This window comes from Streptomyces sp. KLMMK, from assembly GCF_036961605.1.
Taxonomy (GTDB): Bacteria; Actinomycetota; Actinomycetes; order Streptomycetales; family Streptomycetaceae; genus Streptomyces; species Streptomyces telluris.
Map to the genome: position 1 here is coordinate 1 of NZ_JBAMDC010000029.1, position 22,588 is coordinate 22,588.

At 70.2% G+C, this 22,588-nt stretch carries 23 protein-coding genes; 12 read left to right on the forward strand and 11 right to left on the reverse strand.

The genetic code is table 11. The annotated features are described in order from the left end of the window. Positions 1–906: vWA domain-containing protein (locus V7793_RS08370; RefSeq protein WP_336003786.1), on the forward strand; the 906-nt coding region annotated here is incomplete at its 5' end. Positions 907–1,001: 95 nt separating this feature from the next. Here V7793_RS08370 and V7793_RS08375 read toward each other — a convergent pair. Together V7793_RS08375 and V7793_RS08380 are read right to left on the reverse strand one after the other, a co-directional pair. After that, entirely contained in the window at positions 1,002–2,015 is a 1,014-nt protein-coding gene (locus V7793_RS08375) for a sensor histidine kinase (protein ID WP_336003787.1), read from the reverse strand. Continuing rightward, on the reverse strand, positions 2,012–2,665 hold the full coding sequence (locus tag V7793_RS08380; RefSeq protein ID WP_168093589.1) for a response regulator transcription factor: 654 nt from the start codon (positions 2,663–2,665) through the stop codon (positions 2,012–2,014). The genes V7793_RS08375 and V7793_RS08380 overlap by 4 nt, the downstream gene beginning before the upstream one ends. A 245-nt stretch (positions 2,666–2,910) precedes the next feature. Here V7793_RS08380 and V7793_RS08385 point away from each other — a divergent pair, with 245 nt between their 5' ends. Then, the gene (locus V7793_RS08385) at positions 2,911–3,093 is read left to right on the forward strand and encodes a hypothetical protein (protein ID WP_336003789.1); all 183 of its coding nucleotides are present in this window, start codon (positions 2,911–2,913) and stop codon (positions 3,091–3,093) included. Positions 3,094–3,217: 124 nt separating this feature from the next. Here the strand turns inward: V7793_RS08385 and V7793_RS08390 are convergent, their stop codons facing one another. From V7793_RS08390 to V7793_RS08405, 4 genes are all read right to left on the reverse strand, one after another. Continuing rightward, positions 3,218–4,498, reverse strand: a complete 1,281-nt coding sequence (locus V7793_RS08390; protein ID WP_336003790.1) for an RICIN domain-containing protein — start codon at positions 4,496–4,498, stop codon at positions 3,218–3,220. 54 nt (positions 4,499–4,552) lie between these two features. Beyond that, positions 4,553–5,536, reverse strand: a complete 984-nt coding sequence (locus V7793_RS08395; protein ID WP_336003791.1) for a hypothetical protein — start codon at positions 5,534–5,536, stop codon at positions 4,553–4,555. Continuing rightward, positions 5,533–5,952 carry a peptidase inhibitor family I36 protein gene (locus V7793_RS08400; protein WP_336003793.1) on the reverse strand — a complete coding sequence of 140 codons (420 nt, stop codon included), beginning with the start codon at positions 5,950–5,952 and terminating at the stop codon, positions 5,533–5,535. The genes V7793_RS08395 and V7793_RS08400 overlap by 4 nt, the downstream gene beginning before the upstream one ends. Positions 5,953–6,054: 102 nt before the next feature. Beyond that, positions 6,055–6,801: an ArsR/SmtB family transcription factor gene (locus V7793_RS08405; RefSeq protein ID WP_336003795.1), complete on the reverse strand. Its 747-nt coding sequence runs from the start codon at positions 6,799–6,801 to the stop codon at positions 6,055–6,057. A gap of 289 nt (positions 6,802–7,090) precedes the next feature. Between V7793_RS08405 and V7793_RS08410 the strand changes: the two genes are divergently transcribed. Both V7793_RS08410 and V7793_RS08415 read left to right on the forward strand, forming a co-directional pair. Beyond that, on the forward strand, positions 7,091–7,666 hold the full coding sequence (locus V7793_RS08410) for an RNA polymerase sigma factor (protein ID WP_336003797.1): 576 nt from the start codon (positions 7,091–7,093) through the stop codon (positions 7,664–7,666). Then, positions 7,663–7,935, forward strand: coding sequence for a hypothetical protein (locus V7793_RS08415; RefSeq protein ID WP_336003798.1), 273 nt, complete (start codon positions 7,663–7,665; stop codon positions 7,933–7,935). The genes V7793_RS08410 and V7793_RS08415 overlap by 4 nt, the downstream gene beginning before the upstream one ends. A gap of 130 nt (positions 7,936–8,065) precedes the next feature. Here the strand turns inward: V7793_RS08415 and V7793_RS08420 are convergent, their stop codons facing one another. Both V7793_RS08420 and V7793_RS08425 read right to left on the reverse strand, forming a co-directional pair. Beyond that, a complete protein-coding gene (locus tag V7793_RS08420) occupies positions 8,066–8,323 on the reverse strand; it encodes a DUF397 domain-containing protein (RefSeq protein ID WP_336003800.1) in 258 nt (85 codons plus the stop codon). Beyond that, positions 8,245–9,141 (reverse strand): helix-turn-helix domain-containing protein, encoded by an 897-nt coding sequence (locus tag V7793_RS08425; protein ID WP_336003802.1) that lies wholly within the window; start codon positions 9,139–9,141, stop codon positions 8,245–8,247. The genes V7793_RS08420 and V7793_RS08425 overlap by 79 nt, the downstream gene beginning before the upstream one ends. A gap of 28 nt (positions 9,142–9,169) precedes the next feature. Here V7793_RS08425 and V7793_RS08430 point away from each other — a divergent pair, with 28 nt between their 5' ends. The 4 genes from V7793_RS08430 to V7793_RS08445 all read left to right on the forward strand — a co-directional run bounded on the left by V7793_RS08430 (position 9,170) and on the right by V7793_RS08445 (position 12,312). Further along, positions 9,170–9,415 carry a DUF7848 domain-containing protein gene (locus V7793_RS08430; RefSeq protein ID WP_336003804.1) on the forward strand — a complete coding sequence of 82 codons (246 nt, stop codon included), beginning with the start codon at positions 9,170–9,172 and terminating at the stop codon, positions 9,413–9,415. A gap of 80 nt (positions 9,416–9,495) precedes the next feature. After that, a complete protein-coding gene (gene metG / locus V7793_RS08435) occupies positions 9,496–11,217 on the forward strand; it encodes a methionine--tRNA ligase (protein ID WP_336003806.1) in 1,722 nt (573 codons plus the stop codon). 161 nt (positions 11,218–11,378) lie between these two features. Next, positions 11,379–11,765 (forward strand): DNA-binding response regulator, encoded by a 387-nt coding sequence (locus V7793_RS08440; RefSeq protein WP_336003808.1) that lies wholly within the window; start codon positions 11,379–11,381, stop codon positions 11,763–11,765. 10 nt (positions 11,766–11,775) lie between these two features. Continuing rightward, positions 11,776–12,312: a DinB family protein gene (locus tag V7793_RS08445; protein WP_336003810.1), complete on the forward strand. Its 537-nt coding sequence runs from the start codon at positions 11,776–11,778 to the stop codon at positions 12,310–12,312. Between the two features lie 68 nt (positions 12,313–12,380). On the opposite strand, the gene aspS is transcribed toward V7793_RS08445, so the two are convergent. Next, positions 12,381–14,144, reverse strand: a complete 1,764-nt coding sequence (gene aspS / locus V7793_RS08450) for an aspartate--tRNA ligase (protein WP_336003811.1) — start codon at positions 14,142–14,144, stop codon at positions 12,381–12,383. Positions 14,145–14,321: 177 nt separating this feature from the next. Between aspS and V7793_RS08455 the strand changes: the two genes are divergently transcribed. Then, positions 14,322–16,499, forward strand: coding sequence for an ATP-binding SpoIIE family protein phosphatase (locus tag V7793_RS08455; protein WP_336003813.1), 2,178 nt, complete (start codon positions 14,322–14,324; stop codon positions 16,497–16,499). Positions 16,500–16,531: 32 nt separating this feature from the next. On the opposite strand, the gene V7793_RS08460 is transcribed toward V7793_RS08455, so the two are convergent. Continuing rightward, positions 16,532–17,479, reverse strand: coding sequence for a pirin family protein (locus V7793_RS08460; RefSeq protein ID WP_336003814.1), 948 nt, complete (start codon positions 17,477–17,479; stop codon positions 16,532–16,534). Between the two features lie 182 nt (positions 17,480–17,661). Between V7793_RS08460 and V7793_RS08465 the strand changes: the two genes are divergently transcribed. Beyond that, positions 17,662–18,600 carry a trypsin-like serine peptidase gene (locus V7793_RS08465; RefSeq protein WP_336003816.1) on the forward strand — a complete coding sequence of 313 codons (939 nt, stop codon included), beginning with the start codon at positions 17,662–17,664 and terminating at the stop codon, positions 18,598–18,600. Positions 18,601–18,666: 66 nt separating this feature from the next. Here V7793_RS08465 and V7793_RS08470 read toward each other — a convergent pair whose 3' ends face one another. Next, on the reverse strand, positions 18,667–19,137 hold the full coding sequence (locus tag V7793_RS08470) for an SseB family protein (RefSeq protein ID WP_168091730.1): 471 nt from the start codon (positions 19,135–19,137) through the stop codon (positions 18,667–18,669). Between the two features lie 211 nt (positions 19,138–19,348). On the opposite strand from V7793_RS08470, the gene V7793_RS08475 reads away from it, so the two are divergent. Together V7793_RS08475 and V7793_RS08480 are read left to right on the forward strand one after the other, a co-directional pair. Next, positions 19,349–21,175 carry an acyl-CoA dehydrogenase gene (locus V7793_RS08475; RefSeq protein ID WP_336003818.1) on the forward strand — a complete coding sequence of 609 codons (1,827 nt, stop codon included), beginning with the start codon at positions 19,349–19,351 and terminating at the stop codon, positions 21,173–21,175. 118 nt (positions 21,176–21,293) lie between these two features. After that, positions 21,294–22,586, forward strand: coding sequence for a M18 family aminopeptidase (locus tag V7793_RS08480; RefSeq protein ID WP_336003819.1), 1,293 nt, complete (start codon positions 21,294–21,296; stop codon positions 22,584–22,586). Positions 22,587–22,588 lie beyond the last annotated feature (2 nt).

Genomic DNA, 22,588 nt, shown 5'->3' on the forward strand with positions numbered 1-22,588 from the left:
CGCAAGCCGGAGCCCGCCCCGGGCCCGTCGCCGGAGCCCGCCCCGGCCTTTCCGCCGCGCGACGAAGCCCCGGCGGAAGCCGTCCCCGGACAAACGGTCCCGGCGCAGAACGTGCCCGCACAGGACACCCCAGTGCAGGACGCCCCCGCGCAGACCGTGCCCGCCCAGGGCACCCCCGCGCAGAGCCCCGCCATCAGCCTCACGAAGGTGGAAAAGTCGGCCCCCGCACTGGTGAGCCTCTACAAGGCCGCCGGCGTCTCCCTGGAGAAGCAGGGCCTGACCGGGCAGCGCGCGGCCGTCTACCTCGTCCTCGACCGCTCCGGCTCCATGCGCGAGTTCTACAAGAACGGCACGGTGCAACACCTCGCCGAGCAGGCCCTCGGCCTGTCCGCCAACCTGGACGACGACGGCACGGTCCCGGTCGTCTTCTTCTCGACGGACGTCGACGGCGTGGCCGAGATCGACCTCGGCAACTACGAGGGCCGCATCGGGGAACTGCACTCCTCCATGGGCCACATGGGCCGCACCAACTACCACTGGGCGATGGAGGCGGTGATCGAGCACTACAAGAAGTCCGGCTCGACGGCCCCCGCGTTCGTCATCTTCCAGACGGACGGCGGCCCGTACAGCAAGCCGGCCGCGGAACGCGCCCTGTGCGAGAGCGCGAACCTGCCGATCTTCTGGCAGTTCGTCGCCTTCGGCGACCCGGAGGGCAAGGGCTTCGACTTCCTCCGCAAGCTGGACGACCTGCCCGTGCCGGAGAAGCGCGTCGTCGACAACGCGGGCTTCTTCCACGCGGGCCGCGACCCGAAGTCGCTGACTGCAGCCCAGCTCTACGCGGAGCTGATGGTGGAGTTCCCGGACTGGCTGAAGGAGGCCCGGGCGGCGGGCATCGTCAAGGACTGACGACCGGAGAACCACACCGGAGAACCACCAGGAGTCAGAGGTCCCGGGGCGGCGTTCCGCCCCGGGACCTCCGGCTACCGCCCCGGGACCTCCGGCTACCGCCCCGGCTCCGGCATCTCCACGGTCACCCGCAACCCCCCGCCCCGGTTCGGCACGGCCCAGGCCCGCCCCCCGTGCGCGCGGGCGATCGACTGGACGATGGACAGGCCCAGGCCCGTGCCGCCGGTGAGCCGTTCCTTGCCGTGCCCCCGCCGGAACGGCTCGAAGAGGGCCGGGATGTCCGCCGCGGCCACGACCGGGCCGGAGTTGCGCACCACCAGCCGGCCAGGCTCGACCAGCACGTCCACGTCGCCGCCGCGGTGGTTGTACTCCACCGCGTTCCGCAGCAGGTTCCCGGCCAGCTGCCCCAGCAGCACCCGGTTCCCCCGCAGGGGCGCCCGCTCGCTGCGCACGGACAGCCGCACCCCGGCCCGCTCCGCGCGGCCCGCGACGGCGCCGGTCTCCTCCGCGACGATGTCGGCCAGGTCGAGCGGGTCGCGGCGCTCCAGGCCGCGGTCGCTGCGGGCGAGCAGGAGCAGGCCGTCGATGAGCCGTTCGGAGCGGCGGTTGGCCTCCAGGAGCGTGGTCCGTACGTGGGCCAGCTCGTCCGGGGACGGGTCCCCGTCCAGCCCCACCTGGATCGCCGTGCGCTGGACGGCCAGCGGCGTGCGCAGCTCGTGCGAGGCGTTGGAGATGAAGCGGCGCTGGCTCTCGAAGGCACCCTGGACGGGGCGCAGGCAGCGGCCCGCCGTCCACCACCCGACGCCGACCGCCAGCAGCGCCGTCACGAGCAGGGCCGCGGCCGACCACATGACCATCTGCTGGGAGGCTGCGGCGCTGACGTCGCCGGAGATCCGGTACGCCGTCCACGTGTTCACCGTCTCCCCGGGCCGCACGAGCTCGAGCGGCACCGCCTGCCGCGCGATCGTCGTCGCCCGCTCCTGGGTGCCGGCGCGCGACAGCAGGTTCACGGTGAGCAGGAGGCCCCCGCCGAGGACGAGGAAGATCCCGCCGAAGGCCACGGCGATGCGCGTACGGGCCGTGAGGAACGGCCGCCTCACCGGCTTCACAGCGCGTACCCGACGCCCTGCACCGTGCGGATCAGCGCCGGCTCCCCGAGCTTGCCGCGCAGCTTGCTCATCGCCACGCGCACCGCGCCCGTGAACGGGTCGGCGTGGGCGTCCCACGCGCGCTCCAGCAGCTCCTCCGCGCTGACGACCGCCCCGTCCGCCTCCAGCAGCAGCTGCAGGATGGCGAACTCCTTGGGCGAGAGGTCGAGGTCCCGGCCGTTGCGGTCGGCCGTCCGCCGCACCGTGTCGAGCCGCAGCCCGGCCTTCTCCAGCAGCGGCGGCGCCGGCCGGGCGCTGCGCCGCCGCAGCGCGCGCACCCGCGAGATCAGCTCGGGGAATTCGAACGGCTTGGGCAGGTAGTCGTCGGCGCCCAGGTCCAGCCCGGCCACCCGGTCCTCCATCGAGCCGGCGGCGGTGACCATCAGGATGCGGGTGCGGGAGCCGTCGGCGACGAGGTGCCGGGCGACGTCGTCGCCGTGGACGCGGGGCAGGTCGCGGTCGAGGACCACGACGTCGTAGTCGTGGAGGGAGAGGTAGGCGATGGCGGCGTCACCGCTGTAGACGGTGTCCACGGCGAACCCGGCCCTGCGCAGGCCCGTGGCGATCAGCTCGGCCAGTATCTCTTCGTCCTCGGCGACCAGTACCCGCATGTCCTCGTCCGTCTCCTTCGGCAGCGCATCCCCTCCCAGGATGCGGTGTACAGGAGGACATGTTTCGCAAACCTCTCCATTGACCGGATAGCGGTGACATGAACGCGCTGTTCGCGCCCCTGAGGATGCCTCCGCGCGCCCCTGGAGCCCGGTTACGGTCCGCCGATCGAACAACTACGCTTGGTAATCGCAGGATCACTCTTCGGATACAGCGCATAGGCGTACAGGCGTACAGGAGCTCTCACATGGCCGTTCCCGACGAAGCCGTCCCCAGCGAGGAAGGCGAGGTGAAGTCGTCCCACGCGGGCACCTTCGCATCCCTGCAGGACGCCGTCGACTTCGTCACCCTCCCTCCCGGAGAGGGCAGCGGGGAAGCCGGCTTCTCCTACCGGGCGGACGGCCAGGTCGACGTCGTCTACTTCCACTGAGGCCGCCTGCTTCCACTGAGGTCGCCTACTTCCACCGAGGCTTCCTTGAAGAGGGAGGGGGACCGGGTGGCGGGAGGGGCAGCCCCCGCCACCCGGTCACAACGGCCCGTGCGAGGCCGTTCGCTCAGCCCCACAGGCCCAGCAGGAACGGATACGCGTCGAGGATCCTCCCCGGCCCGTGGATCACCTCTCGGAAGGTGAAGACGAGGTACTGATCGCCCTTGACCGCGAAGAAGTGCATCTCGTCGCCCACCGCAGCCGAAGCGATGGCGTCGGGCCTGCACGGCTCGGGCAGGTGGTCCAGCCGCACCGGCCGTACGTCGCGCCGGTCCGCGCCCCGCTTCCCGGCCGCCGGCCCCCGCGCCACGTCGATCAGCGCCGTCGCCCCCTTCTCCCCGAACACCAGGTGGTACCGGCCGTCCGGCGTCCCCTGCACCGCCGCCTTCACCGCCCCGCCGATCACCGGCTCCAGCTGCTCGCGCGGGTAGTGGAAGTCGGTGCTGCGCAGGCTCTCCCCGCTCCCCCGGTCCGAGAACTCGACGGCCAGGTCGCCCTTGACGCCCAGGTACCGGTGCTCGCTCCACCCCGGCGCCCGCGTCACGAAGTCGAAGCCGCCGTGGAACTCCTTCGGCAGGTGCGGGAACTGCTCGCTGATCTTCCGCGGCCCGGCCTCCACCCGGTTGCGCTGCGAGAAGCGGACGACCTCGTCGCCGCGGAAGCCGTCGAAGACGATGTACGGCGTGGTGCTCCCCGGCACCCACTTCGACACCGTGCCGAAGATCCCGCCGGACGTCTCCAGCGAGGCCTTGAGCGCATTGGTGAGCGTCGACAGGATCCCGAGCGAGCTCGGCTCCACGACCGTGCCCGCCAGCGCGTGGAAGAGCTTCGCCTCCCCGCGCGGCTCCACGGCCTCGAAGCGCCAGACCTTGTCCTCCTCGTCCCCGTCCCCTCCGTCCCCGTTCCCTTCGTCCCCGTTCCCCCCGCCCCCCGCCTGCTGCTCGACGACGGCGCCGGCGGCCGCCGAGTGGCCGCGGACGTTCAGTCCCAGCCCGCTGTGGGCGTTGACGATCCGGCAGCCGCCGCCACCGTTCCGGATCTCCCAGCTCTGGCTCCGGTACGCGGGGTCGTTCTCCTCCAGGTGCCGCTGCTCGGCCGGCGCGCCCGGGTCCTTGCGGCAGTGCCGCACCTGCAGATAGCGCCCGCTGTGCTGGTTCTGCAGCCGGTAGATGTTCTCGCCGCCCTGCCCGGGCTCCAGGCGCCACGCCTGGCTCGCGCGCTGCGGCCAGTCGTGGAGCGGCTCCTGGACGATGTCGGCGGCGTCGTGCCTGCTGAGTCCCCGGACCGTCAGGTACAGCCCGGTCTTCTCGTTCCTGACCAGGTACGTGGTGGTGGCGTGGACGCTCATGAACCCTCCTGGGTACGGAGCGGACGTCGGAACGTGCGGGTCAGGCCGCCCACCCTAGGGGCGGGGAGGGAGGGTGCCCAGGGCAGCCCCGGCCAGTTCCTGGCGGGTGGCGAGCTCCGCCTTGACCGCGGCGAGCTCCTTCGCGCTCCGGTCGATCTCCTGCCGCTGGTACGCCGCGTCGACCGCGAACCAGACGCCCACCACGTTGTGTTCCCCCTTGCACCGCGCATCCGCCGCCGCCGTCTCCCGCTCCTCCGCGGACGGCTCCGGCGTGCGCCAGGCCGTGTCGGCCGCGGCTTTGAGCGGATCGTCGTACGAAGAGAAGCCGCGCTTCTTCATGCAGGACGCCCATCGGGCGAAGACGCGCACCACGCGCGGGTCGCGCTGCGAGCGCTCGAAGCTCCCGGAGTTGATCCGGTCGGCGACCGGGGCGTCTCCCCCGGCCTCGGCGTTGTCCGCCCGCAGCGCGGAACGGGCCTCGCCCGTGCAGCCGCCTGCGGGGACCGTACGCCCGTTGACGCGTCGGCCGCCCTTCGCAGCGGCGGTTCCGGGCTTGACCCCGGGGTCGTCCGTGCCGGTGAGGACGACGGTCGCCTCGGGGGAGAGAGAAGGCGGCGGCGCGGGCGGCGCGGGCGGGACGCGCGGGCTGCCGGGCGGCGCGAAGCCGTAGCGGGCGGCGGCGGAGGGATCGGTGATGCCGTAGCGGTACTGCGTACGGGTCTTCGGCCGGAAGGGGGTGGAAGGGGTGGGTGGTTGATATGCGATCTCGAAACGGCGCATGCAGCGTTCCACGAGGGTGCGCTGTGCGGCATCCAGGCGGTCGGCCTGGTCATGGGTGAGGAGGTAGGGGTCGATGGGGAGCGAGTGGGAAGCGGCGGACGTCATCTCGGGAAAGGCGCTCGGCTGCGGCACCTTGTCGCCGGACGAGGAGCCGGAACACCCCGCGACCGCGAGGAGGACGCCCACGAGGGCGGCCGTGAAGGCGCCCCGCCCGTGGTCACGGACGGGGCTCCCGTTACGCGAGGGGACCTCGGTCACCCGAAGCGGCCCGACTCGTTGTTGTTCCGCAGCTGGTTGTTGAGGTTCGCGGACCCGCCGGGCGCGATGCGCTGGTGGGCGCCCTGGTAGTTCGGCAGCGAGTAGACCGTGAAGGCGCTGTTGAAGTCCCAGTTGTCGACCGACGCCGCGTTGTTCCGCACGGTCGCGTTCGAGCCTTCGCTGCCTCGCGTCGAGCTGCTCGACACGAAGTTGTTGTCCCGGTAGTTCCCGTCGCTGTGGGCCTGTTTGTGGATCGCCCCGGTGTAGTTCTGGTAGTAGAACAGGCACGCATAGCCGGTCGAGCAGCTCTGCGTGAAACTGTCCGTCGCCGCGGATGCCGGCGAGGTGGCCAGAAGCCCCGAACCCGCGGTGGCGACGGCAATCGCCCCGGCCACGGCCAGACGCTTGAATCGCATACCAAAGCCCTCCTGTTTCGTGTGTTTGCAGGAGCAGGAAGCGTTTCGGTTTCAGGCGCCATCCTGTCCGGCGGCCGGGAGAAAGGACAGCGCCTTCGAGCCTCATCGAAACTCGCAGCTCGAATTCACGAGCGCGGAACCCGTACGGGTACGGACGTGCAGCGCGCTCGTTCCGTGCGGGACGGTGCGCAGCAGGCCCGCGTCCCGCAGGGCCGACAGGTGATGGCTCACCGTCGGCGCGGAGACGCCCACGCGGCGGGCGAGCTCCCCCGAGGTGCAGGCCGTCCCGGCCGCGATCAGAATCCCGGCGCGGGTCGCCCCCATGAGCCGGGCCAGCGCCTTGTCACCGGCGGGGTCCGACTGCGGCTGAGCGGCCGGGTGGACCAGGACGGGCGGCGCGTCGGGGTTCGCGCCCTCGGGCAGGTGCCCCACGCCGTGGCAGAAGTACGACGGCTGGAGCAGCAGCCCCCGGCCGCGAAGCTCGTAGTCCCGGTCCAGGGCGCTACGGACGTGCAGCGTCGGCGGCACCCACCGCATGGTCGGCACATAGCTGCAGAGCAGCCCTTTGACCCCGCCGTCGAGGAGCGCCCGGATCCGCAGGGCGCGGTCGCCGTCGACGCTGGACCGGATGTCCTCCCAGTACGGGGCGATGGCGACTTCCCGGTACGCCTCGGGCGGGCGGGGGTGCGGCAGCCGTGCGAGGACATCGCGGTGCCAGTCCGCGTAGCGCGGCGGCACGACCCGTCTTCGTAAGTGCCGCAGGCTCAGCACCAGTTCCCACTGGGGGTCGGGCGTGGTCGCGACACGGGTGTTCAGGAGATCGGTGTCCGTGAAGTGAATACGCAGCACCGCGGCAGAGTGTCAGGGGTGGTGCGGAGGCACTAGGCGAAATGTGGCTGAGGTGCACTTTGGCCGACTTCGGCTGAAGGCGAATCCTTTTCGGGTCTCCCCGCCTCTTGTCTGCGTACCGGCCGAACGGACCGGCAGAACCGGGAGGAACCACCAATGATGGTCACCAGTCTCGTAGTGATCGGAGCCCTGCTCGTCGGCGCGTGCAGCTGGCACCTGATGCGGCGCTACAAGGGCCGAAGCTGACCAGCACCCTGCCCGTAGGGCGCTTCCCGGGTAGGAGTCCCAGATGAACCAACGCTTCACTTGGCCGGACGAGCGGCTCATCAAGGCCGCTCAGGACGGCGACGTCACTTCGCTCACCACCGTGGTCATGGAATCGCAGCCCCATGTCCGCAGATTCGCCCTATCGCTGTGTTCCTCACCGCAGGACGCGGAGGACGCGGCGCAGGAGGCGCTGATCATCCTCTACCGGAAGATCGGCACTCTGCGGGCCACTGGTGCGCTTGCCTCATGGATGTTCCGGATCGTGCGCAACGAATGCCTCCGGCAGGTACGGCTGCTCGTCTCGCGGAGCGACGAGGCGACAGCCGAACCGGAGCCGGCTGCGGAACCCTCCGCCGAGGACGCGGTGCTGCACAGGCTGGAGGCGGAGCGCATCGCGGCTGCGGTCAGCCTCCTTCCCCGTGACCAGCGGCAGGTCCTGATCATGCGGGACGTACAGGGCCTGCCCGGCAGGACCGTCGCCCATTCGCTCGGTCTGAGCAGCGCCGCGATGAAGTCGCGGCTGCACAGAGCACGCGCAGCACTGCGTGACGCTCTGGCAGCGACAGACCAACCAGCCGGAGGAGTCTCACGACCGTGAACACCGTGAACGTCTCGAACTTCGCCAGCAAGTCCGTCCCGCGGCATCTGGCGCGCGGCGCCATCGGCGTCGGCCTGATCATCGGCTCGATCGCCCTGGTCCCCGTCGCCGGCCCGGCCACCCTGCTGGCGGCCCCGTTGGCCCTGATCCCCTTCCGGGGCTGCCCTACTTGCTGGATGGTCGGCCTGGCGCAGACCATCTCCCTCGGCCGTCTGGAGCGCCAGTGCGAGGACGGCGTTTGCACCCTCACCAAGGCGTCGCACTCGTAGCGAGTACGGCGGCCGGCCTCCCACCGGCCGCACCGCCGACGCTCCGGACCCGAGCCCCCCACCTCTCGCCCTGCTGCCAGCCTGTTCTGACCCGCACACGGCGCACGGATCCCCGCCACGGCGGGTGGCTTTACGCTGCGGCGATGTAGGTAAGGAAGTCCGCCCAGGCGGTGGCGCCTACGGCGAGTTGGGGGCCGGACCTTTGTTTTGAGTCCCGTATGTGTATACCCCGCGGCCCATCGGCTACCTCGACACAGTTGTCACCCTCATCATCGCTGTAGCTGGACTTGAACCACGCCAATTGGTAAATCACAGTCTGTCCACCATCCGCTCGATGAATTTCACGGAGTCCTCGGGCCCGAGAGCCTGTGCAGAAATCCTCGCGCACCTCTGCTCCAGGCTGCTGACGTCCTTCGGCTCCGTGATCAGCTCAGTCATGGACTGCCCCATCACGTAGACGACTCGCCTGAGCTCCGGCATTTCCAGAAAGACCATCCCTCCGTTCAGCACGCTAGGCACAGCTTGCGCGAAGGGCAAGATCTGAAACGTAACGTTGGGCAGTTCTGCTGCTTCCGCCAAGTGCAGCAGTTGCCGCTTTTGCACCTCGACGCCACCCAGCGGGACATGCAATGCCGCCTCGAAGACCACGAACCCGAACGGAACCGTGGGCCTGGCCCTCAGTTGCTTCTGACGGTCCATGCGCACCGCCAGCCTCTCCTCGACCATCTCCGGGGGCGCCGGAGGCCACACGCCGCTCATGAGCGTGCGCGCGTACTCCTCGGTCTGCAGCAGCCCTGGGATGAGCAGGCCCTCCAGTGACCGCCACGAAATCGCGATGGCCTCACTCTCCATAAAATCCCGGGAGCGGTTGGGGATCTTGTCCCGCGTCAGATACGAGAGACCCGCCTTCAACTTCCCCCGCGCACCGAACAGCTCATCCGCGATCTCCGCCATTCTCGGCGGACACGCCCGTCGCCCCTGTTCCACGGACCGCACCATTTCCGCGGAATAGCCGACGGCCTCAGCCACTTCCTCTCGTGACAGTCCAGCCTCCTGGCGCCACATCATGAACTGGTTTCCGAGATACCGATGGTTGACCGGAAGGAAAACCTCGCCCATGTCCACACCCTCCCCTGTTACAGATGACATACCCTCTGGCCAGAGATTCCGCACATCACCGACCGTATCCATCTCGTAACACGTCACGCTACGCCCCTCTGGGCATCTATACGCCGTGAGTAATGAAAATCCCCCGCGGAGCGTCTACCGCTTCGGCATCTGGACCCTCACCCCCGACCGCGAGCCCGACGCCGAGCCCGTCACGTACGCCATGCAGTGCGCCGTCTGCGAGGAGCGCTCCGGCCCGGGCGAGGACCCGTCCGACGCCCAGGCATGGACCTTCGCGCACGCCGGGCGGAACCCCTCCCACCACACCTACCGGGAGGTGATCACCCGGCCCTGGCGCGCCTGGATGGCCTGAAGAAACGGCGCGCGGTCCCACCCGGTCGCTCGGATACGCTAAAGGCCTCCATATACGCCCGCGACCAGGGAGCAGCCGAAATGGCTCGACACCTCATCACCAGCGCCCTTCCGTATATCAACGGGATCAAGCACCTGGGCAACATGGTGGGGTCCATGCTCCCGGCGGACGTGTACGCCCGGTACCTCCGCCAGACCGGTCGCGAGACGCTGTTCATCTGTGCCACCGACGAGCACGGGACCCCGGCCGAGCTGGGTGCCAAGGAGCTGGGCCTGCCGGTGGCCGAGTTCTGTGCGCGGCAGCACGACGCGCAGAAGGCGGTCTACGACGGCTTCGCGCTGTCCTTCGACTACTTCGGCCGCAGCTCCTCGCCGGAGAACCACGAGATCACCCAGCACTTCGCGCGGCAGCTGCAGAAGAACGGGTTCATCGAGGAGCGCTCGATCCGCCAGGTCTACAGCCTCGCCGACGGCCGCTTCCTGCCCGACCGCTACATCGTGGGCACGTGCCCGCACTGCGGCTACGACAAGGCCCGCGGCGACCAGTGCGAGAACTGCACGCGCGTCCTGGACCCGACGGACCTGATCGACGCCCGTTCGGCGATCAGCGGCAGCAGCGAGCTGGAGGTCCGCGAGACCAAGCACCTCTTCCTCCTCCAGTCGAAGCTGCAGGGCGAGGTCGAGGCGTGGATCGACGAGCACGGCAAGGACTGGCCGGTCCTGGCGTCCTCGATCGCCCGCAAGTGGCTGACCGAGGGCCTGAACGACCGTGCGATCACCCGTGACCTGGACTGGGGCGTGCCGGTCCCGGCGGACACGTGGCCGGAGCTGGCGGCCGAGGGCAAGGTCTTCTACGTCTGGTTCGACGCCCCGATCGAGTACATCGGCGCGACGAAGGAGTGGGCGGGCCAGGACCCGGAGAACCGGGACTGGAAGTCCTGGTGGTACGAGGCGACGGACGTCCGCTACACCCAGTTCATGGGCAAGGACAACGTCCCCTTCCACACGGTGATGTTCCCGGCCACCCAGCTGGGCACCCGCGAGCCGTGGAAGAAGGTCGACTACGTCAAGGCCTTCAACTGGCTCAACTACTACGGCGGCAAGTTCTCCACGTCCCAGAAGCGCGGCGTCTTCACGCACGACGCACTGGAGCTGCTGCCCGCCGACTACTGGCGCTACTTCATGATGGCCAACGCCCCCGAGTCGGACGACACGTCGTTCACGTGGGAGCTGTTCTCGTCCACCGTGAACAAGGACCTCGCCGACGTCTTCGGCAACTTCGTCAACCGCGTCCTGTCCTTCTCGAAGAAGCGCTTCGGGGACACCGTCCCGGCCGGCTCCGAGGCGGGCGAGGCCGAGACGAACCTGGGCCGCGAGATCGCCCAGCTGCTCCAGGAGTACGAGGAGCACATGGAGGCCATGCAGTTCCGCAAGGCCGCCCAGGCCCTGCGCACGCTGTGGAGCGCGGGCAACTCCTACCTGGAGACGAAGGCCCCCTGGCTGGAGATCAAGACCGACCCGGAGGCCGCGGCGCTGACGCTGCGCACGGCGATGAACCTGATCCACCTGTACACGGTGATCTCGGAGCCGTTCATCCCGCAGACGGCGGCGGCCCTGCGCTTCGTGTTCGACCTCGATGACGACGCGCGGACGTGGGTCACGAAGGACGAGGCCCGCTCGCTGTCCTTCGTCCCGGCCGGTACGGCGTTCAGCGTCCCGCCGGTGCTCTTCGCGAAGATCACCGAGGACGACCTGGAGGCCTACCGCGAGCGCTTCGGCGGCGGCGAGGAGCCGGCGGCCTAGTCACCCGCAGAGCAGCAGCCGAGGGCCCGGAACCGAGGAGGTTCCGGGCCCTCCGTGCGTGCCGTGCGTGCCCGTTGATGGAACGGTAATCGTCCGTTGAGGCCGGGGGACCAGGCTGGAGTCACACCGCACGGGGGAAGCCGGGAAGACGAGGAAGACCAGTGTTCAAGAAGCCGATCACCATCAGTGTGTATGCCACCGACGAGCTGGCGCGGGCCCGGTTCGCCCGGGAGGTGCGGGCCGTACTGCCCGAGGTGCAGGTGATGCGGCGAGACGCCGGGGAAGGGGCGGGGGATGTCGGCTTCGTCCTCATGGGGGCCGACGACCCGGCTGCGGCGGCCGCCGTGCGGCGGCTGACGCGGGCGGACGAGGCGCCGGTGGTGCTGGTCGCGGACGAGCTCGGGGAGAGCGAGCTGATGGCCGTCGCGGAGTACGGCGTGCACTCCGTGCTGTGGCGGCCGGCGATCACGCGGCGGCAGCTGTCGCGGGCGGTGCACAGCGCTGCGGGATGCTGCCCGAAGCTGCCCATGGTGACCGCGCTCATGTGACACTGCCGTCATGGTGACGACAGAGCGGGCCATCCCACCCCTGACGGCCGATGAGCGCACCACACTGGAGAGTTGGCTGGACTTCCAGCGCGCCACCCTCGCGCGCAAGGTGGACGGTCTGACCGACGTGCAAGCGCGGGAGCCGGCGGCGCCGCCGTCCGCGCTGAGCCTGCTGGGCCTCGTGCAGCACATGGGCGAGGTGGAGCGGCAGTGGTTCCGCAGAGTGCTCCAGCGCGAGGCGGCGCCGCCGCTGTACGGGCCGGGTGCGGGCGGCGAGGCGAGAACCGCCGAGGACCTGGGCGACGCCAATGCGGGCCTCGCCGTCGCGCCGGACGCGAGCCTCGCGGGGGCCGTGACCGTGTGGCAGGAGGAGATCGCCCGGGCCCGGGCCGCCTACGCGCCCCTGTCGCTCAACGCCGTGGGAACGGTGCAGGGCAGGGAGGTCTCCCTGCGCTGGATCTTCCTCCACATGATCGAGGAGTACGCGCGGCACAACGGGCACGCGGACCTGCTGCGCGAGCGCACGGACGGCGCGACGGGCTACTGACGACACGCGTGAGCCCCCGCGCCGAGGACGGCGCGGGGGCTCAGCACGCAGCGGCGCCGACGTGCGTGCTACTTGACGACCGGCTTGCGGATCGACAGGTGGAGCTCCTTCAGGCGGGCCTCGTCGACCTCGCTCGGGGCGCCCATCAGCAGGTCCTGCGCGTTGCCGTTGAGCGGGAAGGCGATGGTCTCGCGGATGTTCGGCTCGTCGGCCAGGAGCATCACGATGCGGTCGACGCCCGGGGCGATGCCGCCGTGCGGGGGGGCGCCGAACTTGAAGGCGCGCAGCATGCCGCCGAACTCCTTCTCGACCTCCTCCTTGCTGTAACCGGCGATCTCGAACGCCTTGTACATGACGTCGGGCTCGTGGTTACGGATGGCGCCGGAGGACAGCTCGGTGCCGTTGCAGACGATGTCGTACTGCCAGGCCAGGATGTCCAGCGGGTCCATCGTGTTCAGCGCCTCCAGGCCGCCCTGCGGCATGGAGAAGGGGTTGTGCGAGAACTCGATCTGGCCGGTGTCCTCGTTCTTCTCGAACATCGGGAAGTCGACGATCCAGCAGAAGCGGAAGACGTTCTCCTCGAAGTGGCCGGCGCGCTTGGCGGCCTCGACGCGCACGGCGCCCATGATCTTGGAGACCTCGTCGAACTCGCCCGCGCCGAAGAAGATCGCGTGGCCGGGCTCCAGGCCGAGGCGCTCGGCGAGGGCCTTGACGTTCTCCTCGGTGAGGAACTTGGCGATCGGGCCGGTGAGGGTGTTCTCCTCGCCGACGCGGACCCAGGCCAGGCCCTTCGCGCCCTGCTCGACCGCGTAGTCGCCGAGGCCGTCGAAGAACTTGCGCGGCTGGTCGCCGGTGGCCGGGACGGCCAGCGCGCGGACGTGCTTGCCGGCGAAGGCCTTGAACTCCGAGCCCTCGAAGACGTCGGAGACGTCGACCAGCTCCAGCTTGGCGCGCAGGTCCGGCTTGTCGGAGCCGTACTTGAGCATGGCCTCGCGGAAGGGGATCCGCGGGAAGGGCGAGGTGACGTGGCGGCCGTTGCCGAACTCCTCGAAGAGGTCGGTCATGACCTTCTCGATGACCTGGAAGACGTCCTCCTGCTCGACGAAGGACATCTCCACGTCGAGCTGGTAGAACTCGCCCGGCGAGCGGTCGGCGCGGGCGTCCTCGTCGCGGAAGCACGGCGCGATCTGGAAGTAGCGGTCGAAGCCGGCGATCATCAGCAGCTGCTTGAACTGCTGCGGGGCCTGCGGCAGGGCGTAGAACTTGCCGGCGTGCAGACGGGACGGCACCAGGAAGTCGCGCGCGCCCTCGGGAGAGGTGGCGGACAGGATCGGGGTCGCCATCTCGTTGAAGCCGAGGTTGGTCATCTTCTCGCGGATGGAGGCGATGACGGCGGAGCGCAGCATGATGTTGCTGTGCATGCGCTCGCGGCGCAGGTCGAGGAAGCGGTACTCGAGGCGGCGCTCCTCGTTCACCCCGTCCTCGGCGTTGATCGTGAAGGGCAGCGGCTCGGCGGCACCCAGGACCTCGACGGCGGAGACCTCGACCTCGATCTCACCGGTGGGCAGCTCGGGGTTGACGTTGTCGGCACCGCGGCTGACGACCTTGCCGTCGATGCGGACGACCGTCTCCTTGGTGACGTGGCTCAGGGCCTCGTTGGCGGCGGTGCCGGGACGGGCCACGAGCTGCACCAGGCCGTGGTGGTCGCGGAGGTCGATGAAGAGGATGCCGCCCAGGTCGCGCCGATTGTGCAGCCAGCCACTCAGTCGCACGTCGGTGTCGACGTCAGCCGCACGGAGCTCGCCGCAGGTGTGGGACCGGTACCGATGCATCGTTCATCCAAGTCGTGATCGAGGGCGTGGGCCAGCCCGCCTACGGCACAGGGCTCGTACCTGCGGCACAGGGCTGGCGTGCATACAACACGGGAGCAAGGGTACTGCGCGCTTGTGAAGATCCGCCCACCGTACCTTCGGTGGTACCCATTGCGGAGACCTGCATAAAGTGGGGCAATGCGCACCGAGGACGTACTGGCCGCCACCGCGACCGGCCTGTGGCACTGGGACGACGCCACGCGCATCGCCACCTTCGACGCCGAGGCCGCCCGGCTGCTGGGGCTCCCGGCCACCCGTACGCAGCTGACGGAATCCGCCGTCAGAGCCCGCTTCCACGCCGTCGACTGGGTGGAGATCATGGGCGTGATCAGCCTGGCCGTGGCGGAGGGCACCCTCGCCGAGGCGCGGATGCGGGTGGTGGACGAGGAGGGGCGGATCCTGCGGACGGTGCGCAGCCGGGCCCGTCCCCAGCTGCGGGCCGCGGCCGCCGGGCGGCTCGACTTCGCCATGGTCGGGACGTTGCAGGAGGTGCCGGAGCCGCAGGCGGGGACGTCCGCGGCGCAGACGACCATCACGGGCGACTGGCGGCGCAACCGGGAGGCGTTCCTGCTGGACGCGGGGCGGGCGCTCGCGGAGGCCCGCTCCACCGCCGAGGTGCTGCGGGTGGCCGCGGGGCTGTCGATGCCGGGCTTCGAGCCGTCGGGCCTCGCGGTCTTCAGCGGGGAGGGCAGCCGGGTCCGGGTGATCGGGCACCACGGGTACACGCCGGGCAGCGCAGAACCGTTTCTGGACCTGCCCATGGACGCGGCCTACCCCGCCGCCGAGGTCATCCGCACCGGCCGGGCCATCTACCTGCCCGCCCCCGAGGACTACCAGCGCCGCTTCCCCGAGGCATGGGAGGACGTCGCGCACTTCGGGCGGCAGTCCTGGGCGTTCCTGCCGCTGATCAACGCGGGCCAGATCATCGGGGCGTGGATGGCCGGATTCAGCGTGCCGGTGTCCTTCACCCCCGACGAGCGGTCCGTGCTCACCACGGTGGCCCGGATGCTCGCCCAGGCCCTGAGCCGGGCCAGCGTGCACGAGTCCGAGCGCGAACTGACCGTCGGCCTGCAGCGGTCCATGATGCCCACCCTGCAGCAGGACATCCCCGGCATGGCCGTCGCCGCACGCTACGTGCCCACCGGAGGCGGACTGGAGGTCGGCGGCGACTGGTACGACATGATCCCGCTCCCTCTCGGCCGGATCGCGCTCGTCATCGGCGACGTCCAAGGCCACGACGTACGGGCAGCCGGGCTCATGGGCCAGCTCCGGATCGCCCTGCGCGCCTACGCCTCCGAAGGACACCACCCCGACGCGGTCCTCTCCCGCGCCTCCCGCTTCCTGGCCGGGATCAACGCCTCCGAGACCGAGGGCGACGAGGCCGAGCCGCGCTTCGCGACCTGCCTGTACATCGAGGTCGACCCCGAGAGCGGGCGGCTCGACATCGCCCGCGCCGGCCACCCCAACCCGGCCATCCGGCTCGGCGACGGCACGATGCTCGTCCGCAACACCGCGGGCGGCCTGCCGCTCGGCATCGATCCCGACACCGACTACCCCACGACGCGGCTGATCCTCGAACCCGGCGAGACGATGATCGTCTGCACGGACGGGCTGATCGAGACCGGCGGCCACGACCTGGACAGCGGGTGGGACCGGCTGCGCGGCGTCATCGAAGGACAGCCCCTGGACCTGACAAGGGCCTGCACCGGCGGCGAGCCCGACGGCGACCTGGAGGCGCTCGCAGACGCCCTCGTCCAGGCCGTCCACGGGCCCTCCTCGTACTACACCACCGGCCCGCTCCTGGACCGGCGCGAGGACGACATCGCCGTCCTGCTGCTCGCCCGCGCCGTCAGGGCGGCCGGCGCCGAGCCCGCGGCCGTACCGCGGCCCGTACGGCGCACCGTCCTCACCATCGCCCAGGCCGAACCGGAACGCATCGCCGAGGCGCGGCAGCAGGTCCGCGACCTGATGCACGACTGGCCGGACGGCGACCAGGTCGACTCCGCCGTCCTCATGGTCTCGGAGATGGTCACCAACGTCCTCGTCCACACGGACGGGGACGCGGTGCTGATCGCCCGGATCACCGGCGACCGGGGCGCGCGCTGCGTCCGCGTCGACGTCTCGGACAGCAGCGACGAACTGCCGCACCGGCGCCACCCCGGGGAGATGGCCTCGTCGGGGCGCGGCCTGGTGCTGATGGAGCTCCTGGCCGGGGCGTGGGGGGTGGACCCGCGGGGCGAGGGCAAGAACATCTGGTTCGAGCTGTACGAGAAGGAAGCGGTGGAGGTGGAGGTGGAGGTGGGGGTGGCGGGCTAGGAGCCCGCACGATCCCCCGCCGCGAGCGGCGGCTACGCCGCCGGAATGACCCCCAGGCGACCCGCCTGGTAGTCGTCGAAGGCCTGGGCCAGTTCGGCGTGGGTGTTCATAACGAACGGCCCGTAGTGCTGCATCGGTTCGCGGATCGGCCGCCCGCCGAGCAGCACGACCTCGAAGTTCTCCGTCCGGGACTCCTGCTTCTTGCCGGCCCGGATGGTCACCGAGTCGCCCTGCCCGAAGACGACGGTCTGCCCCATCGCGAAGGGCCGCCCCTCCGCGCCCGCCGACCCGTGCCCGGCGAGCCCGTAGGCCAGGGCGTTGAAGTCGGTGCGCCACGGGAGCGTCAGCTCCGCGCCGGGGCTCACGGAGGCGTGGATCATCGTGATGGGCGTGTGCGTCGCGCCCGGCCCCTCGTGCCCGGCCACGTCGCCGGCGATCAGCCGGACCAGCGACCCGCCGTCCTCGGAGGCCAGCAGCCTGACGCTGCCCCCGCGGATGTCCTGGTACTTCGGGGCGATCATCTTGTCCTCGCGGGGCAGGTTCACCCACAGCTGCAGCCCGTGGAAGAGGCCGCCGCTGGTGACGAGCTCCTCCGGCGGCGTCTCGATGTGCAGCAGCCCGGAGCCGGCCGTCATCCACTGCGTGTCGCCGTCGGTGATGACGCCACCGCCGCCGTGCGAGTCCCGGTGGATGAAGGTGCCGTCGATGATGTAGGTCACCGTCTCGAACCCGCGGTGCGGGTGCCAGGGGGTGCCCTTGGGCTCGCCGGCGGCGTAGTCCACCTCGCCCATCTGGTCCATCATGATGAACGGGTCGAGGTACTGGTAATTGATCCCCGCGAAGGCCCTGCGCACGGGGAATCCCTCGCCCTCGAACCCCGTCGGAGCCGTGCCGACGTACAGCACCGGCCGCTGCGGGGCGCCCGCCGGGGCGGAGACCCGCGGCAGGGTCAACGGGTTCTCGACGGTCACTGCTGGCATGACGACCTCCTCGGTTCGTTCACCGTTCAATTTAGTTGAAGGATGAACAACCTGCAAGGACTCCCGCATTCCCGCGGCGGACGCCATGGCGGATGCGACGGCGAATGCCATGGGGATGGCGAGCCCGGCCCCACGACGGATCCGCGCGGTCGCTCCCGCCGCGGATCATGGACATTGGATCAATGCGCCACAACGCCACCGGCCCCCGCCCGGCCGCCGTCACCGCCTTCGTCGCCGCGGTCGTGGCGCTGGCCGGACTCGGCGTCGTCGTGGCGAACCACGGCCTCGCGACGGATTCCCCCGTGGCCGACGGCGACGCCTCCGGCCACTTCGCCCAGCCGGAGGAGAAGGGGGAGGAAACCGCGCAGGCCATGCGGTCGGCCGTCCGCACCGAGACGAACACGGCCCCCCTCAAGCCCGCGGGCAGCGGCAGGACCGACCCTCTCCCCGCCTCCGAGCCCCTGCGCGCCACGGAGGCCCCGGCCTCGCCCGCCGTCGGCCCGCTGTTCTACACGGGCCAGGGCGAGCCCGGGCACGGCTGCAGCGCGAGCGTCGTCCACAGCCCCGCGGGCGACCTGATCGTCACCGCCGCGCACTGCGTCTACCTGGACGGCTTCCGCACCGACATCGCCTTCGTCCCGGGCTACCGCGACGGCGTCGCCCCGTACGGGGTCTGGGTGCCGACGTCGGTGGACATCGCTCCGGAATGGGCGGCCGACCGCGACCCGGACCACGACGTGGCGTTCCTGCGGGTGCGCCGGCCGGACGGGGACGGCAAGCCGATCGAGCAGGTCACGGGCGCGGAGCGGATACGCTTCCGGCCGCCGGCGGACCGCCCGGCACGGGTGATCGGCTACCCCGTGGGCGAGGAGCGCCCGGTCTCCTGCCAGAACCGCACGCAGACCCACAGCCCCACCCAGCTCCGCTTCGACTGCGCGGACATGCCCAACGGCACCAGCGGCGGCCCGTTCCTGACAGACGTCGACCCCGCGACCGGGCTGGGCACGATCAACGGGGTCGTAGGCGGTCACGAAGAGGGCGGCGACGAGGAGACGTCGTACAGCTCGTACTTCGGCGACGAGGCCGAGTCCCTCTACCGGAGGGCGACGGGCAAGGGCTGAGCCCTGAACCTTGAGCCCTGACCCCGAGCCCCGAGCCCCGGGCGGGGGCCCGGCGCCCCGCCGGCGTCAGCCGTAGAGCCGTCGCATCGTGAAGTCCACCATCTGCTCGACCGCCTTCGCGTCGAACACCATCCGGTGGTCGCCCTCGATGTCCAGCACGAAGCCGTAGCCCGTCGGCAGGAGGTCGATCACCTCCGCGCCCGTGATGACGAAGTACTTCGACTCCTTGCCCGCGTACCGCCGCAGCTCCTTCAGCGAGGTGAACATCGGGATCACCGGCTGCTGGGTGTTGTGGAGCGCGAGGAAGCCCGGGTTGTCGCCGCGCGGGCAGTAGACCTTCGACGTGGAGAAGACGGTCTGGAAGTCCTCCGCGGACATCGACCCCGTGGTGAAGGCCCGCACCGCGTCGGCGAGCGACGGAGGAGACGGCTCCGGGTAGAGCGGCTGTTCGCCGTAGACACCGGGACCGCCGGGCTGCTGCGGCGGCGGTGGCGGCGCGTAACCCTGCGTGCCCGCGTTCTGGTCGTAGCCGTACATGGGCCAAAGCGTAGCGGCGTACGCCGCGTCCGGGGCACGGGCGGCCAATCTCCGCCGGACCGGCGCCCGCTCGCCCCGACCCCGTCGATTGAGACTGGTCACAGTAGGTCGAACAGGGGTTGCGTCTTATTACCGGTGGGTAGCATCATGCAGATTACTGCCCGGTACGTATTTGAGGGTTCGTCCTCCCAGTCACTACGGAGCCGTTGTCATGGGCCACTACAAGTCGAATCTCCGCGACATCGAGTTCAACCTCTTCGAGGTCCTCGGCCGCGACAAGCTGTACGGCTCCGGCCCGTTCGCGGAGATGGACGTCGAGACCGCCAAGGACATCCTGTCGGAGATCACGCGCCTCTCGGAGAACGAGCTGGCCGACTCCTTCGCGGACACCGACCGCAACCCCCCGGTCTTCGACCCCGAGACCAACACCGCCCCGATTCCGGACACCTTCAAGAAGAGCTACCAGGCGTACATGGACGCCGAGTGGTGGCGTCTGGGCATCCCGGAGGAGATCGGCGGCACCACCGCCCCGCGCTCGCTGATCTGGGCCTACGCCGAGTCCATCCTGGGTTCCAACCCGGCCATCTGGATGTACTCCTCGGGCCCGGCCTTCGCCGGCATCCTCTTCGACGAGGGCACCGAGCAGCAGAAGCACATCGCGAAGATCGCGGTGGAGAAGCAGTGGGGCTCCACCATGGTGCTGACCGAGCCCGACGCGGGCTCGGACGTGGGCGCCGGCCGCACCAAGGCCGTGCAGCAGGAGGACGGCTCCTGGCACATCGAGGGCGTCAAGCGCTTCATCACCTCGGGTGAGCACGACATGGCGGAGAACATCCTCCACTACGTCCTCGCCCGCCCCGAGGGCGCCGGCCCGGGCACCAAGGGCCTGTCCCTCTTCCTCGTGCCGAAGTACGAGTTCGACTTCGAGACCGGTGAGCTGGGCGAGCGCAACGGCGTCTACGCCACCAACGTCGAGCACAAGATGGGCCTGAAGGCGTCCAACACCTGTGAGATGACCTTCGGCGACAAGCACCCCGCCAAGGGCTGGCTCATCGGCGAGAAGCACGACGGCATCCGCCAGATGTTCATGATCATCGAGTTCGCCCGGATGATGGTCGGCACGAAGGCCATCGCCACCCTCTCCACCGGCTACCTCAACGCGCTGGAGTACGCCAAGGAGCGCGTGCAGGGCCCGGACCTGGCCAACTTCATGGACAAGACCGCGCCCAAGGTCACCATCACGCACCACCCCGACGTGCGCCGCTCGCTGATGACGCAGAAGGCGTACGCGGAGGGCATGCGCGCCCTCGTGCTCTACACCGCCTCCGTCCAGGACGAGATCATGGTCAAGGAGGCCGCGGGCGAGGACTCCAAGGCGCTGCACGGCCTCAACGACCTGCTCCTGCCGATCGTCAAGGGCTACGGCTCCGAGAAGTCCTACGAGCAGCTCGCCCAGTCGCTGCAGACCTTCGGCGGCTCCGGGTACCTGCAGGAGTACCCGATCGAGCAGTACATCCGCGACGCGAAGATCGACACCCTCTACGAGGGCACCACGGCGATCCAGGGCCAGGACTTCTTCTTCCGGAAGATCGTCCGTGACCAGGGCCAGGCCCTGAACACCCTCTCCGAGGAGATCAAGAAGTTCCTGGCCACCGAGGCCGGCGGCGAGGACCTGGCCGGCGCCCGCGGCGCGCTCGCCAAGGCCGCGGTCGACCTGGAGGCGATCGTCGGCAAGATGATCACCGACCTCACCGCCACCGGCGAGGACGTCAAGAACATCTACAAGGTCGGCCTGAACACCACCCGCCTGCTGCTGGCCTCCGGCGACGTCGTCGTCGCCTACCTGCTGCTCAAGGGCGCGGCCGTGGCCGCCGAGAAGCTCGCCGACGCCTCCGCCAAGGACAAGGCGTTCTACACCGGCAAGATCGCGGCGGCGAAGTTCTTCACGACCGACATCCTGCCGCGCGTCTCCGTCGAGCGCGCGCTCGCCGAGGGCGTCGACAACTCCCTGATGGAGCTCGACGAGGCCGCGTTCTGATCCGGCGGATCCGACGAGACTGACGAAAAAGGGCTGTTGAGGCCCGTGTGAACGATGGGGCAGGAGCCCGGGCGTAAACCAGCGCCCGGGCTCTTGCCCTGATCCTTATTCTGGGCGCATGAGCTCTGCGCACCGCTTCGACCGCGGCCACACCGACGACCTGATGTCCTTCCTCGCCGCCAGTCCCTCCCCGTACCACGCGGTGGCCAACACCGCGGAGCGGCTGGAGAAGGCGGGCTTCCGTCAGGTCGCAGAGACCGACGCGTGGGACGGCACGACCGGCGGCAAGTACGTGACGCGCGGTGGCGCGATCATCGCCTGGTACGTGCCGGAGGGCGCGACGCCCGCCACCCCCTTCCGGATCGTCGGTGCGCACACCGACTCCCCCAACCTGCGCGTGAAGCCGCTGCCGGACACCGGTGCGGCGGGCTGGCGCCAGGTCGCCGTCGAGCTCTACGGCGGCACGCTGCTCAACACCTGGCTGGACCGCGACCTCGGCCTCTCCGGCCGGGTCTCGCTGCGGGACGGCAGCCACCGCCTCGTCAACGTGGACCGGCCCCTGCTGCGCGTGCCGCAGCTCGCCATCCACCTCGACCGCGGCGTCAACCAGGACGGCCTCAAGCTCGACAAGCAGCGTCACATGACCCCGATCTGGGGCCTGGGCGAGCCGCGCGAGGGGGATCTGATCCGCTTCGTCGCGCAGGAGGCCGGTCTGGCCGCCGAGGACATCACCGGCTGGGACCTGATGGTCCACAGCGTCGAGCCGCCGGCCTACCTCGGCCGCGACGAGGAGCTCCTCGCCGGCCCGCGCATGGACAACCTGCTGTCCGTGCACGCCGGTACGGCCGCGCTGATCGCCGCCGTCGGCTCCGAGGGGCTGCCGTGCATCCCGGTGCTGGCCGCCTTCGACCACGAGGAGAACGGCAGCCAGTCCGACACCGGCGCAGAGGGCCCGCTGCTCGGAAACATGCTGGAACGATCCGTCTTCGCCCGCGGCGGGACGTACGAGGACAAGGCCCGCGCCTTCGCCGGCACGATCTGCCTCTCCTCCGACACCGGCCACGCCGTCCACCCCAACTACTCCGAGCGCCACGAGCCCGGCCACCACCCGGTGCCCAACGGCGGCCCCATCCTGAAGGTGAACGTCAACCAGCGCTACGCCACGGACGGCAGCGGCCGGGCCGTCTTCGCCGCCGCCTGCGAGCGCGCGGGCGTGCCCTGGCAGCACTTCGTCTCCAACAACTCCATGCCCTGCGGCACCACCATCGGCCCCATCACCGCCGCCCGGCACGGCATCGCCACCGTCGACATCGGCGTGGCCTGCCTGTCCATGCACTCGGCGCGGGAGCTGTGCGGCGCGGACGACCCGTTCCTGCTGGCCGCCGCGCTCACCTCCTTCCTCGAAGGCTGAGG